The 14297-nt window shown below is 62.2% G+C and carries 10 protein-coding genes; 3 read left to right on the top strand and 7 right to left on the bottom strand.

What is annotated here, in order from left to right; genetic code table 11:
• Positions 1-48: 48 nt before the first annotated feature.
• Together A5736_RS16230 and A5736_RS26040 are read right to left on the bottom strand one after the other, a co-directional pair.
• On the bottom strand, positions 49-1143 hold the full coding sequence (locus tag A5736_RS16230) for a Gfo/Idh/MocA family protein (RefSeq protein WP_254848387.1): 1095 nt from the start codon (positions 1141-1143) through the stop codon (positions 49-51).
• A 71-nt stretch (positions 1144-1214) separates the two neighbouring features.
• Entirely contained in the window at positions 1215-2063 is an 849-nt protein-coding gene (locus A5736_RS26040; protein WP_076247340.1) for a phytanoyl-CoA dioxygenase family protein, read from the bottom strand.
• Positions 2064-2599: 536 nt separating this feature from the next.
• On the opposite strand from A5736_RS26040, the gene A5736_RS16220 reads away from it, so the two are divergent.
• Entirely contained in the window at positions 2600-3520 is a 921-nt protein-coding gene (locus A5736_RS16220) for a hypothetical protein (protein ID WP_076247338.1), read from the top strand.
• Positions 3521-3728: 208 nt separating this feature from the next.
• On the opposite strand, the gene A5736_RS16215 is transcribed toward A5736_RS16220, so the two are convergent.
• Positions 3729-4376 carry a TylF/MycF/NovP-related O-methyltransferase gene (locus A5736_RS16215; protein ID WP_076247336.1) on the bottom strand — a complete coding sequence of 216 codons (648 nt, stop codon included), beginning with the start codon at positions 4374-4376 and terminating at the stop codon, positions 3729-3731.
• Between the two features lie 113 nt (positions 4377-4489).
• Positions 4490-5422: an FkbM family methyltransferase gene (locus A5736_RS16210; protein WP_139333357.1), complete on the bottom strand. Its 933-nt coding sequence runs from the start codon at positions 5420-5422 to the stop codon at positions 4490-4492.
• A 336-nt stretch (positions 5423-5758) separates the two neighbouring features.
• Between A5736_RS16210 and A5736_RS16205 the strand changes: the two genes are divergently transcribed.
• Complete coding sequence (locus tag A5736_RS16205) at positions 5759-7399, top strand: GMC oxidoreductase (RefSeq protein ID WP_254848383.1); 1641 nt, start codon at positions 5759-5761, stop codon at positions 7397-7399.
• A 137-nt stretch (positions 7400-7536) separates the two neighbouring features.
• Here the strand turns inward: A5736_RS16205 and A5736_RS16200 are convergent, their stop codons facing one another.
• Together A5736_RS16200 and A5736_RS16195 are read right to left on the bottom strand one after the other, a co-directional pair.
• The gene (locus A5736_RS16200; RefSeq protein ID WP_076247332.1) at positions 7537-8805 is read right to left on the bottom strand and encodes a glycosyltransferase; all 1269 of its coding nucleotides are present in this window, start codon (positions 8803-8805) and stop codon (positions 7537-7539) included.
• A gap of 412 nt (positions 8806-9217) precedes the next feature.
• Complete coding sequence (locus A5736_RS16195; protein WP_254848382.1) at positions 9218-10198, bottom strand: class I SAM-dependent methyltransferase; 981 nt, start codon at positions 10196-10198, stop codon at positions 9218-9220.
• A 430-nt stretch (positions 10199-10628) separates the two neighbouring features.
• On the opposite strand from A5736_RS16195, the gene A5736_RS16190 reads away from it, so the two are divergent.
• Positions 10629-12866, top strand: a complete 2238-nt coding sequence (locus A5736_RS16190; protein ID WP_076247329.1) for an acyltransferase family protein — start codon at positions 10629-10631, stop codon at positions 12864-12866.
• A gap of 151 nt (positions 12867-13017) precedes the next feature.
• Here A5736_RS16190 and A5736_RS16185 read toward each other — a convergent pair whose 3' ends face one another.
• A complete protein-coding gene (locus tag A5736_RS16185; protein ID WP_076247327.1) occupies positions 13018-14286 on the bottom strand; it encodes a glycosyltransferase in 1269 nt (422 codons plus the stop codon).
• Between the last annotated feature and the right edge of the window lie 11 nt (positions 14287-14297).

The following is a 14297-nucleotide window of genomic DNA, read 5'->3' as shown; positions in this document are numbered from 1 at the left end:
TCGATAGCGCTTGGCCCACGACCGATTTAGTAATATAAGCATCTGAGGTCACGCATGTTCGTCAGTCATGGCCGTCGATCGCCTCAATTGCGTGAACGGGCTGAACGCGGACTCGACCAAATCCACAAGATTGCGGCCTGCAATCTGCGGTATAGGCCACCACGGGAGCGGTCGCGCGGCGAAGCTCACCACGACGTCGGCCATTGCGTCTTGCAGCCGATATTGAGTGTTCACCGGATCTGGGGTCCACAGCGACGAGATCACCCGGCACAGCCCGTCAATGCGGATCAGATTGAGCTCGCTGTCATCTTCAATCCCCATCGTCCGCAGCCGCGCCATGGACGGGACGCCCGTCGTGAACTCGGCACCCAACCCAACGATTTGATATCCCGACAGTCCGCTCTCGTCTTCTAGCCGTTCTAAGTGGCCACGCGCGCCGTGTGCCATATCGCCGACCGGAGCTGCGCGATTACCGATGTCGCACCCCATCATGTGGCCGGTAATTGAAGCCCGCGTGCCGGCAACGTCAATAAACCCTTCTCCCCGCGTGTACGGCTCGATCACTTCGGCGATCACTCCGCCCGGAAAGCGATAAACGAGGTCGACGGCTCCCCTGCGCCACCTACGGCTGCGCGCGGAACGTACGAGTGGATATCCGAGCCACGATCTCAATAACGCCAAGGCGTGGTACGCGAAGCCCATATTCGTCAGCCGAATGCTCACAACGTCGCCGAGAGCACCTGAGTCGATAACTTTCCCGACCAACCGGAACTGGGGCATATTCATGAAGTCCTCGCCCACGCGCACAGTCCGCCAGCGCCGATAAAGTGCGAGATGCCGAAGGTCGCCCAAGCCGGCCATGGCCGGCGTGTCCATAACCAGCGCAGCTCCGGGAGCAATATGGGCTGTAGCGCGCAGCACCGCCAGGATGCTCGCGGGGGTGACGGACACCAGGACGACGTCGACGTCACCTGGCCGCAATGAGCGCAAATCCTCAATGGCTTCGACACCAAACTGCTGTGCCGCTTCGCGAGCGTGAGCAAAGTTCCGTGAGCATACGCCCACAACCTCGACATCTGAGTCCAAGCACGTCAGCGCAGGTAGAAATGCGTTTCTGGCACGATATCCCGAACCAATGACCAACGCTCGCAGTCGATTCTTTTCGGGACCCGTTGCAGTCAACTCGCGCTCCTTCGCTTTGAACCGATGGAGCTCTATGGTCCTGCCAGTGCGGAACTCAGCAGCTTACAACCAGCCGCATAGAGGCGTCCGTACGCCGCAGACACCGCGGTTAGCTCGTTCCTCTCAGTTGCGGGCAATAACCGCGACTCAACCGGGTCACCTGCCTCGGCAAGTGGGTCAGTTGTTCCTACCCGACGCTCATCTACCAAAGCCCGAAGACGTGGATCATCCAGGTTCGACCATGCCGTCTTGAATTCGTCCAATCCAATCCGAGGGTTAGGCAACCCAGCCGGCTGGAATGAAATTTTCAAAATTCTTCGACGCCGCGGTCCCCGATTTGGGGCAGCCCGATGATAGTACGAACGATTCCAAATCGCCGCCGTACCGATAGGCCCTCTCAAACGTACGATCTCACCGCGTGCCCGCAATATTTCAGACGATCTCGGCGCGAATTCGAATGGTCCGTCCGCGTCACCAACGGGCGACATGAGTATGAATATACTAACAAATGTTGGAAAATGCTTTGTGAAATCTCTCAGCGTTTCCCAGTCCTTGTGCCAGCCCTGAAGGCGATTGTTTTTATGGATATGCGGCTTCGTTTGCCCAGCAGCCGTCTCGACGCAATGGCAGTGGTACAGCAGAGCAGAAGGCTGAATACCGGCAATGAGTCGGCGCACTGGTTCGCTGAACGCTTCTTGGAAAATACCTGTTTCGACGAGTTTGTCGGCACTAATGTATGAGCGCGGTTGATCCTCGACCACGGCGAACAATGAGTCCACTCGCCGATTCCATGCCTCGACCTGTTCGACTGGCCAGAGGCCGGTGAGATCGGCGATGCCCTCTTGGGCAAGCACTTCTTGGAGCGTACGACCCTGCGTCATGTCCCATCCCCACCGTCGAGCAACACTTATCCGCACCTAGGCGTCACCTGTCGGCTACGACGATACAGACTGTCTGTCCGCCCATCGGTCGAATGACAGCGAGGAGGCATAGCCTGCCTCAATCGACGGCGACCACGAAACAATAAGCGCTGAATTCGCCCCATGTGTCTGCTTCAAGCGCTCGTCTCCGCGCTGGGCACAAACGACACGAGCGGCTCCGCAGCCGATGCTGTTCCGAGTGATGGCTACCTGGCCCAGTCGAGTGGGCACAGGAGCGGGCGGTGGATCACAGGGCGTCGAACTGGAGACATGTACACGCGGCTCAAATGCCTTGAGTGTGGTTGGCAGTATTGGAGTGTTTTGCAATGCCTCGGCGCCGGAGCCGAACCTGAGCGCATCGGGACAGGCGTGCGATCGGTCGCGGCCGCCCTGCGATTTCGTTACGACTCGGCGTCACATCCTGTACGCTTTGGTTTCCAACCGGACGGCGGATAACTGCTTCAGGGGGACGTCGATTAACCACGTCGAGGGTGGAAATGTCATTCACATATCTGCTGGAAAAGCTGGATGCCGCCGCGATTTGCAGCGAGCCGTTCCCGCACGTCTACCTCGAGAACTTCCTCGATCAGCACGACTTTGAAGCGGTGGTGAGCTCGCCGGACATCACGCTGGCTCCCGCTGCAAACGTCGACGAGCTGTTCTCGAGACTCGAAGCTGTCAGTTATCAGCCGGTCCAGTTTCCTGGCTGCACGAAGTCCCGCGCCGAATATGTTGCGTGGCTCGAAACCGCTGTCAAACCGAAAGGCACCCACGCAGCATGTGAGGGCAAAGGTATGGCCCTGCGCTGCACCAGCCCTCGCTCCGAGCCCGTCCGCTCACTCGACGCGTTTTTCCGGTCTCCCGACTTCCGGCACTTGCTCAACGAGAAGTTCGGCATCACCGCCCCGACACAGCTGGATTGTGGGCTGCAGAAGTACCTCAACGGCTACGAGATTAGCCCTCATCCAGATATCAGGCAGAAGGCTCTTACGTGGATGCTGAACGTCAACCCAGGCAGCAACACCGAGGCGAACGACTACCACACCCACTACATGACGTTCCGGCCCGAGTGGGACTTCATTCGGCGGTTTTGGAGAGACACAACCGATGCCGAGACTTGCTGGGTGCCATGGCAATGGTGCGAGACGCGGAAACGACAGACCGCCAACAACAGCATCGTGGTGTTCTCCCCGCGTCACGACACCCTCCACGCGATACGGGCGCGCTACGATCATTTGCCAGCGCAGCGAACCCAGTTCTACGGCAACCTGTGGTACAAACCCCGATTGCGACCGTTTCGGCCGGAGTTTCAGGACTTCGCAAATGGATTCGCTCCAGCGCCGCCTCGCAACAATCCAGTGAAATCGGCTGGGCTACGGCTCTTTGGACAGCTGGTTGGCTGGACACCCGCCCGCTAAACGGCCGCCTGTTCTCGCCCCAAGTAACCCGCGCCAAGATGAGCGTGAGGTACTTGGCGGCACGCTGACGTGCTGCCGGATCCAAGGCCACCGCGTGGGTTCTCCTGCCACGGGGAGGATTTCAAGCCTTGATCCCCGTTGCACAGACTTCGCCGACCGCCCAGAGGCGGTGCAAATTTAGGGCCGGTGCCATAGGTACGCGGTCGCCTCAAGTCACCCGAAAGAGAACTCGCTCGTCCGGGGTTTCGCCGAACCCAGCTGGGTCACGGGCAAACCGAAAGACTTCCTCAGTACGCACCCCGGTCGCTTCTTGCCATTGCTCGTGAGCTCGCTTCTCTGCGTTGTCGCCACCCAAGTACTCGTCAAACAGCAATAGGCTGCCACCGCTGAGGAGCGGAGTAAGCCAGGTCAGTGCGCAGAGTGTAGAGGAGAACAGGTCAGCGTCGAGTGATGCCAACGCCACTCGACCAACTCGCTGGGCCAGCTCGGGAGTGAGCGACGTTTCGAAGTAACCTTTTACTATCTCCGCGCCACGAATCCTAGGAGGCTTGCAGGCAAAGGCGCCGACCTCTAAGTTCTCGTACTTCTCCGGCATGCCCTCGAACGAATCGCAAGCGAAGACTGCCTTGGGCGGATCCCCTATGCCGGTCCGCTGTATCCGTCGTACTGTCTTGACAATGGTCCGGGTTGAGGTCCCGCTCGCGACGCCGAATTCTACGATGTTCCCCGGTATCCCATAGGAGGCCTCCACCGCCAACCGGAGTGCCTGGGCTCTTCGTTTCGAGTCGCGCAACGAACGGGCGGTATCCACCACGGCAAACGCAGGGCTGACTATCAGGCGGTTGATGACGGGCACAAAGCAAGTATGGCAAGAATGCAGGCACAACAGGGCGAATCGTCAACATCACAGCTCGGCTTAGAGAATCGAAGCGAGGGAGCCTCGCCTTTCTCCTGCTACGGAAGAGGGTGCTAAGAGAGGGCAAGGGGCTGTCGGCTGAGCAGTACGTCGGCGACCCTACGCCGATAGAGATCGCGGTATGTCACCTCCGTGATCGCCCGCACCTTGCGCTCAAATATCCAGTGGTAGTCATTGTGCAGGTCGTACACGTAAAACCCCTCCTCCTGGAACGGCTTCAACGTCGCTTCGATTGGCGCCCACACCTCAAGGGCCACAACCAGCCTGGGATGGGGGAACCCAGCAACGATTTGCGGCGCTATCGCCTTTTCCGCGCCCTCGATATCCACCTTAATGAACGAGACCCGCTGAGCGTCGGCACCGACGATGGAGGTCAGCGTGTCAGCGGTCACGGTCACCGATTTCCAGGTTCCCATTACGCGGCGGTGAATTCCCTTGGCGGGTGGGCGGAGTCGGGACATCCCGTCACGGCGGGGGTGCAGATAGAAAGTGGTCTCGCCCTTATGCGGAGCGCATGCCGCCTCGACGACGTCGACAACGTTGGCGGCCCCGTTTAGCTCAACGTTGGCGCGCAGTCGTCGCGCGATGCCAGGTGCCGCCTCGATCGCGAGGACCTTGCCGGACGGCGCAACGCGCTCCGCCAACAGAACAGTGAAGTAGCCGATGTTGGCACCGGCGTCGACGCAGAAATCGCCTTGCTGCACGTGCCGCAAAATGAATTCGGATAGCACCGGTTCGAAGGCGCCGCGAAAGCGCAGCCAGGGGGTCATAACTGTGCTATCCCGGCCAGCTACGAACTTCGTCCCGTATTCGGACTCCACCGGCGGCTCGTCGGGCTCGTCGCCGAGCGCTTTGAGCAGCCAACCGCATGAGATCACGAAGGCTACCTTGACGAGCAAGGGAATACGGTCATTCGCAACGCACGCGCGCATGGACTCGACCAAAGCATGGCGCGCGCGGCGCTTGGCCGAATCGAGAGTGGGCATCACTGCTTCCAAAGAGTCGTTGGGCTGCCGCGGGCGGGAGTCACGCAGAGATTATCAGCCCCGGGATGCATTGCGATGTGCCCACATCCGAACCATCAGAGCGATTTGCCCGAATCAACCGGGCGGCGGCGCGTGGGACCCCAACGCGACCACGGAACGCCAGCTGGGACACCACTGCGGCTCCGGTAGCACCGCATCACAGGTGGCACCGAACACCAAGGATTCACGGTGGCCGGAGGCACCAAACGTCGACCTATGTGTGCCAGCCGATGATATGGTCGTGCCGCCCGAACCCGGCGAATGCTTTTGGGCCATCATCTGGGGAGGAACTCGATTTTGGCTGTCGGCGAGCTCAATCCGCGTGAGGCGGAACACGTCGCGTGGGATGTCATCGTGGTGGGGACCGGCATGGGCGGGGGGATGCTGGGGTATTCGCTGGCCCGGTCGGGCCGCAAAGTGTTATTCGTCGAAAAGGGGCGCTCGACGTTGCCCGGGACGCCGGGGACGATCCATGGTGCGATACCGGAAGTTGCAGAGCCGCAGGCGAGCCGCTCCGAGGAAGCCTATTACGACGCCTTGGTCCGGGCCGGACGCTCCACCGACGAGGTCGAGGACATCAGCGGGCGCTCCCCTCGGCGGTACTTGCCGGGGATTGGCAGCGGCACCGGGGGGTCGACAGGCCTCTACGGCATGGTCTGCGAGCGGTTTTTTGTTCGCGATTTCACCCCTCGGCAGGACTTTCGCGACCCCGGCGATTCGACCGTGCCCGAAGCCTGGCCGGTGACCTACGACCAGATGCGGCCCTGGTATTCAGCGGCCGAGAAGCTGTTGGGGGTGCGTGGCGAGCCCGATCCCCTCCGGCCGGAGGCTGCGGAGGTCCGCCTGCCCGCGGCGCCGCCGTTTTCGGCGGAGAACCAGCCGCTGGTTGACCATCTGACGGCTCAAGGATTGCATCCGTACCACCTGCCGATGGCCTGCGACTACACCGACGGGTGCACCACCTGTGATAGCTATCTCTGCCACCGGTCGTGCAAGAACGACGCCGCCCGCAACGCCTTGCTGCCGGCCCTTGCCAAATACGGTGCCCACATGCTGACCGAATGTCGGGTGGTGCGGTTGGACGCGGATGGCACCCGGGTCCGGCAAGTGATCTGCGCACATCGCTCCGGCATGCTCACTCTCAACGCCAAGGTGGTGGTGCTGGCCGCCGGCGCACTGGTCACCCCGATGCTGTTGCTCAATTCCCGGTCGGGCGATTGGCCCCGCGGATTGGCCAACGGCTCAGACTGGGTCGGACGCAATTTGATGCGCCATGCGGTCGACCATATCGAGGTGTGGCCGCAAACAGACTTGAACATCACCGCCGAAAACAAGCAGATCGGCCTGAACGATTTTTACTTTTGGGAGGGACAGAAATACGGCGCCGTGCAGTCGGCCGGCGCGATGGCGCCCATCGAGGCGCTGACCAACCGCCCCGATTTGCCGGCGAAGGTGCTGCGTGTCATGAGCCCGGCGCTGCGACCCATCTACGAGCGGTATTTCTCAGGGGGATTGGTGTTGGCAACAATCATGGAAGACCTGCCGTATCTGGACAACCGCGTGCTGCCATGCGACCGGCCAAGCTCGGATGGCCGCCAGCGGCTGCGGATCCAGTATCGCTGGCACGCCAGTGAAGCCGAGCGCCGCGCGGTGTTTTTGCGGCAGGTGAAACAGATATTTGAGCCGTTTCGCAAAATCACCCTGCGGACCGCCAAGAACAATGCGTTCCTGGCCCACGTCTGCGGCACATGTCGTTTCGGTACCGACCCCAAAACCAGTGTGCTGGACGCAAATAACCGGGCGCACGGAGTGGAGAACCTGTACGTGGTGGACGCCTCCTTCTTCCCCTCCAGCACCGGCATCAACCCAAGCTTGACCATTGCGGCCAACGCGTTGCGGGTCGCCGCGCACGTGAATCAGCTGCATTTCGCCAACTGACAACTCTTAAAGATGCTGTCCTAGCACGCCATAACCTGCTCGGCGTGGGAACGTTCTGACTGGCTCGCGGAGGCGGCTGGCAGCGCGACCAATCGCATCGGTGACAGTCATGCAGACGATTCAGCCACCGTCAGCGATCAGCCGACACGCCTATATCGGGCGAAATCTTCCAAGAGATCAGCAGCGGCCGCGACACTTTCGGCGGGCTTGGTCATCTGGGCGGCGACCTCGCGGGCCCGGGCGATCCGCTCTGGGGCGAGGATGGTGCGCAGGTCTGCGACCAGCGAGTCGCGGGTGGTGCTCGAAAAGCGCCGCGCAGCGCCAACTTTCAGCCTCTTGACTACACGTCCAAAGAGCGGCTGATCGCCTAACATCCAGAGGATCAACGTTGGAACCCCGGCGCGCAGGCCTGCCGCCGTGGTGCCCGCACCACCGTGATGCACGACCGCGCGGCAAGCGGGCAATATGGCCGCGTGGCTCACTGCGGGCACGACCTTGACGTGCTGGACATCGGAGACGTGGGTGAAGTCAGTCCAGCCCGAGCAAACCAACGCCCGCTCGCCCAATTCCGCGCAGGCCGCGCTGATCATGGCGAGCGTGTCGACCGGAGATTCTGCAGGCATGCTGCCAAAACCAAAGTAAATCGGCGGTGTTCCCGCCGCTATCCAGGACGCTACATCCTCGTCGGCGTCCGTCGGCAACTCCATCGTCAGCGCGCCGATAAACGGGCGCCGGCCATTCAACTTCGCCCATTCGGCCGCCAGCCCGGGAAAGCAAATCTCATCGTAGGCTTGAATTTCCAGGGATCCGCGTTCGGCAATCCGTCGCGACGCGGGCCCCGTGGCCTTCGGTAGTCCCAATTCGCGACGCTGCGCGTCCTCGGCCCTTTTCCACACGAGCCAGATCAGCCGCTCGACCATCCTCATGGTCGAGCGGCCGACCGGTGCGGGTAGGAACGGCACCAGCTGCCCATTTGCCCGCAACGGCAGGTGATCCAGCGTGGCCAGTGGAATGTCGTAATACTCTGCCACGTTGGCGGCGACGGCGTCGAAAATCATGCCGGTGAATATCAGGTCGGCGCCCTCCGCCAGCGACGTCAGCGTCGCGCTCATTTCCCCCCAGCTGCGGAAATTGGGCTCCCACGATTCGCGCCACACGGTGACCAGATCCCGGGTCCTCCAGAACTTGCCAAAGAGATCCCGCCAGAAGGTGCGGTGCGCGTCCAGCGTGACCTGTGTGTCCAGCCCATAAGCGACCGCCGCAAGGCCAGCTGACTCGGCGAAGCCAACCATGTCAGGCGGGACTGCCATGCGCACCTCGTGGCCGCGGTGCATCAGCTCGCGACCGACGGCGGCACAAGGCTCGACATCGCCACGGGTCCCATGGCATGCCAGCACAAATTTCACTGCGGATCCTCGCCTTTCACTTCCCGTGCGCGATCTACGAAATGAAAGCGGAAGCCTCGCGTGCCCGGCTCAACCGTGCAGCAGTATAACCCGTCCCATGTACCGACCCGGAAACCAATAGACTTGGGCAGTCGCCGGCACCATCAGCAATCGCAGGAGAACTTCTGCGGTGTCTTTGTCCGAATTGTCTTGGGCCAAACGATCATAGACATGTGCAGATCAGCGGCCCGCGCAAACGCGATTCCGTCCCGACATCGGGGGCTTGCGCGCCGTCGCGGTGCTGGCCGTTATCCTCTTTCACGCCGACGTTCCCGCTGTGGGTGGTGGACGCGGCCGCAGTCATCGCGGCTCGACGGGACCCAGACTCCCGAGCACCTTGCTGTAGAGCTCGGGCAGCCCGCCTACCCACCAATCACTTGGCACGCAAGACAAAGCCAGTCTGGTCGCCACGGCCCTGCCGATTGAGCAATTTCGCGCGTTTTTCCCACTCCCAGATTCGCCTGGGTCCAAACATCCGAAAGATTTTGGGATCGGTCACCGCAACATCCCGTCGATAGGCTTCGCTGCCCATAAACTGACCGAACGTCGAATCATCGAACGTCTTCTCCACAGCCATCCCGGCTTTATCGGCTGCTAGTGCCATTCCCTGCCGCGAGGGTATGACAATATGCCGAGGCGCATCGACCTGTACCCAGTCCGCCCCATAGCTAGTCCACGCCTCGGATGAAGTGGTTGGCAGGCGAACCAAGCAAATGCCTCCGGCAGCGAGCTTCTCGGACGCCGCCTTAAGCGTTGCGACCAGGTCGGGCACGTGTTCAAGCGAATGATTGAACATGATGAGATCAAATTCGCCCGTGACTTCACTCAAATACCGCTTCATTAGCGGCACGCCACAGGGCGTCTCGTCATCGGTTGCGAGGAACGGATCGGCACCGCACAAGTTGTTGAATCCGACCCGAGCAAGCCGGTCAAGCAGCACACCCCCAGCACAGCCCACGTCTAAAATCCGCGCGTCACGACCAACCCCGAGCTGTGCGATCATTCTGACGGCATCACCTCCGGTGACGGCCCGGACGATACCTTCGGGCAACGACGCCGCCATGAGAGCACCGACTAGCCGACCGCCAGTACGCAATTTAAAGCGGTCTTGCTGCGTAATCAGCCATCTGAAAAGCTTCGGTTCAGTTGCAGCACTATGAGAATAATAATTTTGTGGGTAATACCGCATGAGTTCGTCGCCGTCGAGCGCATTCACGATCTGTAACGTATCGCACTCTTCGCAGCTAAAATATTCGAACAGCTCTCGCGTTCGGAACATCATCTCGCGGACGACAATAGTTTGATGGGGCCCGGCAGATCCGCATAGTCGGCACTCTTTGGTTACCTCGCTCACTTTATTCCCCTCTATTCACACGCAGACCTCGGTCGTGGATATATCGGCGCCAGCCGGGATCGCGCACATAATACGGGACGTTCGGGCGCGCTGAATTCCTGGTCGACGAAGCCGGCGTGCCTGCAAGGCCTCCGAACCTATCGTGGAACCGAGGTTCCGCGATGGTGACGTACGGGCGCAAGCTGGACCATCGAGCGGGCGAAGGACACGCTCGCTGACATCCGAAGTGGGCGCCCGGGGAGCCTGCATACGCTGTTTGCGAGAAGGGGCGGGCAACCCAAATTGCCTTGTGAGAGAGGCAATCACATACATGCGCCAGGCCGCGCCCCAGAAACATGGGGGCTGCCGTTAGGGCGACGCTTGCAAGCGTCGTGTCCGAACGGAGGGTCATCGCCAAAGTCGGCCCACGTGCTGCGGCCCGGGTGCAAGAATGCCTGTACTCGATACGTCGTCTTACAAGGCGGTGACTTTGGCCCAAGCCGGCAACGCCTCCCCTGGCGAAGGGGTGCAGTGTCGGCGGCCCGCACGGACGGGATTTCGCCCCGACATCGAGGGCTTGCGCGCCGTAGCGGTTTTGGCGGTTGTCCTCTTTCACGCCGACATTCCCGGCCTCGGCGGTGGATACATCGGCGTGGACGTGTTCTTCGTGATCTCGGGCTTCCTCATCACCGGGCTGCTGTGGCGCGAGGCGAGCGGCGCCGGCACCATCCGGCTGCGCCGCTTCTACGGGGCACGGGCACGCCGACTGCTGCCGGCATCGGCCGCGGTGGGCATAGTTACCGCGGTGGGTTCGGCGGTCTTGTTACCTCCGCTGGAGGCGCGCAGCGTCCTTGGTGACGGCATCGCCAGCGCGTTGTACGTCGGCAACTACCGGTTCATCCTCCAAGGCGTCGACTATCTCGCTCCCATACTGCCGCCTTCGACGTTTCAGCATTACTGGTCGCTGGGCGTCGAGGAACAGTTCTATCTGATGTGGCCGCCCTTGATCCTCGGTACGGCGTGGCTGATCCGGCTAGTTCGCCGCCGCACCCGCGCCCAAGCCACCTCATCGCAACGCCCGTATCTGGTGGTCCTTGCGTTCGTCGGAACGGTGTCGTTCACGCTGTCGCTGGCGGTCACTTACTGGGTGTCCGCAGTGGCGTTCTTTTCACTGCCGACCCGGGCCTGGCAGTTGGCCGCCGGCGGGCTGGTGGCCCTGACGGCCACCAGGTGGCGCCGACTTCCGGCACTGCCGGCAGCGATCGTGGGATGGGCTGGTTTGGGCCTGATCCTGTTGGCCTGCACCTTATTTAGCACGAGCACTCCCTACCCGGGTACCGCCGCGGCGGTACCCGTACTAGGCACCGCGCTGGTGATCGGCGCCGGCTGCGCCGCACCGTCGAAGGGATGCGGTCGCGTCCTGGCGTTGCCGCCGATGGGCGCGATCGGCCGCGTGTCCTACTCGTGGTATCTGTGGCACTGGCCGGTCTTGCTGCTCGCCCCGCCCCTACTGGGCCATCCACTGGGGCTGGCTGGCAGGCTCGCAACAGTCGTCGTCTCCGGTGGGCTGGCCGTGCTCACACTGCACCTCATCGAAAACCCGTTGCGGTTCGCCGCGCCGGTGCGCCGTTCCGCCCTGGCCAGCCTTGCGCTGGGCGGTATGGCCACCGCGGCAGCCGTCGCTGTCGGCGTGGTGCTGCTGGGTGTGATGCCCTTGCCGGTTGGCCGCGGGCCGCCCGCCGCAGCACTGGCAATCGCCGCGCCAGCTACCCCCGCCGGCTCCGACATCGATGCTTACGACGCCGCGGTGCGGTACGCCGTCGCCCAAGCGCAGGCGGCGGTTGAGGCATCGGCGGACCTTAGGGCCATACCGTCGAACCTCGACCCGCCGCTTGCCGACGCGTCGGGCGAACTCAAGGTCATGTTTCTCGGCGGCTGCCTGCGTAATTTTCTTCAGATTGGACAGCCTGAGTGCGCGACGGGTGACACGGCCTCGGCGATGACGGTGGCTCTTGTCGGCGATTCGCATGCCGCGATGTGGGCGCCGGCGTTCCAGCAGATCGCGGCGCAGAGGCAATGGCGGCTGGAAATTCTGGCCAAGGGCGGCTGCCCACTGATGAACCTGCCCACCAACTCCGATCCCCTTCGACGCCTGGTAGCCACGGATTGCGAACACTGGCGCGCTCAGATCATCGACCGATTACGCGCGGAGCATCCGCGGCTTGTCGTGGTGAGCATGTGGCGGGGGTACGGTGTTGGCTCCGGCGCCGACTTCGGTTGGCGGCCAGGTTTCACCTCGTACGACCGGGCGTGGATCGAAAGCTTGACGCGCCTTGTGCAGCAACTGCGCAGCATCGGTGCACAGGCGCTGGTGCTCGGGCCGGTCCCGGATCCCCAGTCGGTGGTACCGATCTGCCTGTCCGGGCACCTCGACGACGCGACGGCCTGCTCACCGCCAAGATTGACGGCAGTCAACCAATCCGGCATCGCAGCTGAGTCCGCGGCCACCAACGGCGGCAGCGGATACTATGCCGACCTCACCGATCTGTTCTGCACAACTAGCCGCTGTCCGGTCATCATCGGCAACAGCCTGGTGTACTTTGACCAAAATCACCTGACGGTCGAGTACTCGAGGGCATTGGCACCGGTACTCGGCGCGCTGGCCGACCGCGCGCTCGCCGGCGGTTGATCTGGCCCAACACCGCAAAGGTCTTGTGGTCATTATTCCCTTGCAGAACAAGCACTTTCACTAGCTCACACCCGGAAATGTCCCGCGACGCCCAGCCATGTCCTGTATCCACGGCGTGTTATCCCAGCCGACGCCGGCCCGCTGTCACCGATCAGGCAACGCGCCGCAAGCGGGCAAAATCTTCCAAAAGATCGGCAGCGGCAGCAACGCTTTCGCCGGGTTGGCTCATCCGGGTGGCGATTTCGCGGGCCCGCTCGACATAGTCCGAGGCGAGGATGGTCCGCAGGTCCGCGACCAACGACTCGCGGGTAGTCCTCGAAAAACGCCGAGTGGCGCCCACTTTCAATCGTTTGACCGCAGCTCCGCAGAGGGTCTGGTCGCCCCACGTCGAAAGGATCAGCGTCGGGACTCCGGCGCGCAGACCTATGGCCGTTGTGCCCGCGCCGCCATGGTGAACGACCGCGCGACAGGCCGGAAAGGCGGCTGCATAGTTGATGGTGCCCACCACCTTGACATGCTCGAAATGGGGTGCGTGGCTGAAATCAGTTGAGCCCGCACAAACCAACGCACGCTCGCCTAACTGCGCGCAGGCCGCACTGATCATGGCCAGCGTGTCGGCGGGAGATTTGACGAGCGTGCTGCCAAAGCCGAAAAAAATCGGCGGTGTTCCCGCAGCAATCCACGACGCGGCTTCGCCATCGGCGTCCGCCGACAACCCCATCGTGAGCGCGCCGACAAAGGGCCGCATGCCATTCCATTTCTCCCATTCGGCCGCCAGCCCAGGAAAACACGCCTCGTCGTAGGCCTGGATTTCTAGCGATCCACGCTCGGCGATCCGTCGGCCCGCGGGACCTGTGGCCTTGGGTAACCCAAGTGCACGACGTTGCGCGTCCTCGAGCTTCTTCGTCATCGGCCGATCCAGCCACTCGTTTACCACCATCGCGGAGCGGCCCAACGACGCCGGCAGCATCGGAACGAGCCGGCCGTTGGGACGCACCGGGAGGTAATGCAGCGTGGCGAACGGAATTTCGTAATACTCCGCGACATTGGCTGCGGGCTGCTCGCCGATCAGGGCGCTGAGCAGCAAGTCGGCCCCGTCCGCCAGCGATGTCAGCGTCGCGCTCGTCTCCTCCCAGCACTGGGCAAACAGCTTCCAATCTTCGCGTCCCAACCTGATCAGATCCTCAACTTTCCAGAAGTTGTGGACTACTCGCGTCACAAAGTCTCGGTGCAGGTCCTGCCACTTCCGCGCATTCGGCCCACAAGCGACCGCCGCAAGCCCACTGGACTCGGCGAAGCCAACCAAGTCGGGCGGGACAGCCAAGTGAACTTCATGTCCTCGGCGCACCAGCTCACGGCCGATGGCGGCGCAGGGCTCGACATCGCCACGCACCCCATAGCCTGCAAGCACGAATTTCATCGCGGACCTTA

The organism is Mycobacterium sp. SP-6446, from assembly GCF_001954045.1.
Classification (GTDB): domain Bacteria; phylum Actinomycetota; class Actinomycetes; order Mycobacteriales; family Mycobacteriaceae; genus Mycobacterium.
This window is presented reverse-complemented; position numbering and strand designations above follow the sequence as displayed.

What these genes read in the sequence shown, in the direction of transcription:
- A5736_RS16190 (WP_076247329.1), top strand. Translation starts at nt 10,629, where the DNA reads ATGCCTGTACTCGATACGTCGTCTTACAAGGCGGTGACTTTGGCCCAA.
- A5736_RS16185 (WP_076247327.1), bottom strand. Translation starts at nt 14,286, where the DNA reads ATGAAATTCGTGCTTGCAGGCTATGGGGTGCGTGGCGATGTCGAGCCC.
- A5736_RS16220 (WP_076247338.1), top strand. Translation starts at nt 2,600, where the DNA reads ATGTCATTCACATATCTGCTGGAAAAGCTGGATGCCGCCGCGATTTGC.
- A5736_RS16210 (WP_139333357.1), bottom strand. Translation starts at nt 5,422, where the DNA reads ATGCCCACTCTCGATTCGGCCAAGCGCCGCGCGCGCCATGCTTTGGTC.
- A5736_RS26040 (WP_076247340.1), bottom strand. Translation starts at nt 2,063, where the DNA reads ATGACGCAGGGTCGTACGCTCCAAGAAGTGCTTGCCCAAGAGGGCATC.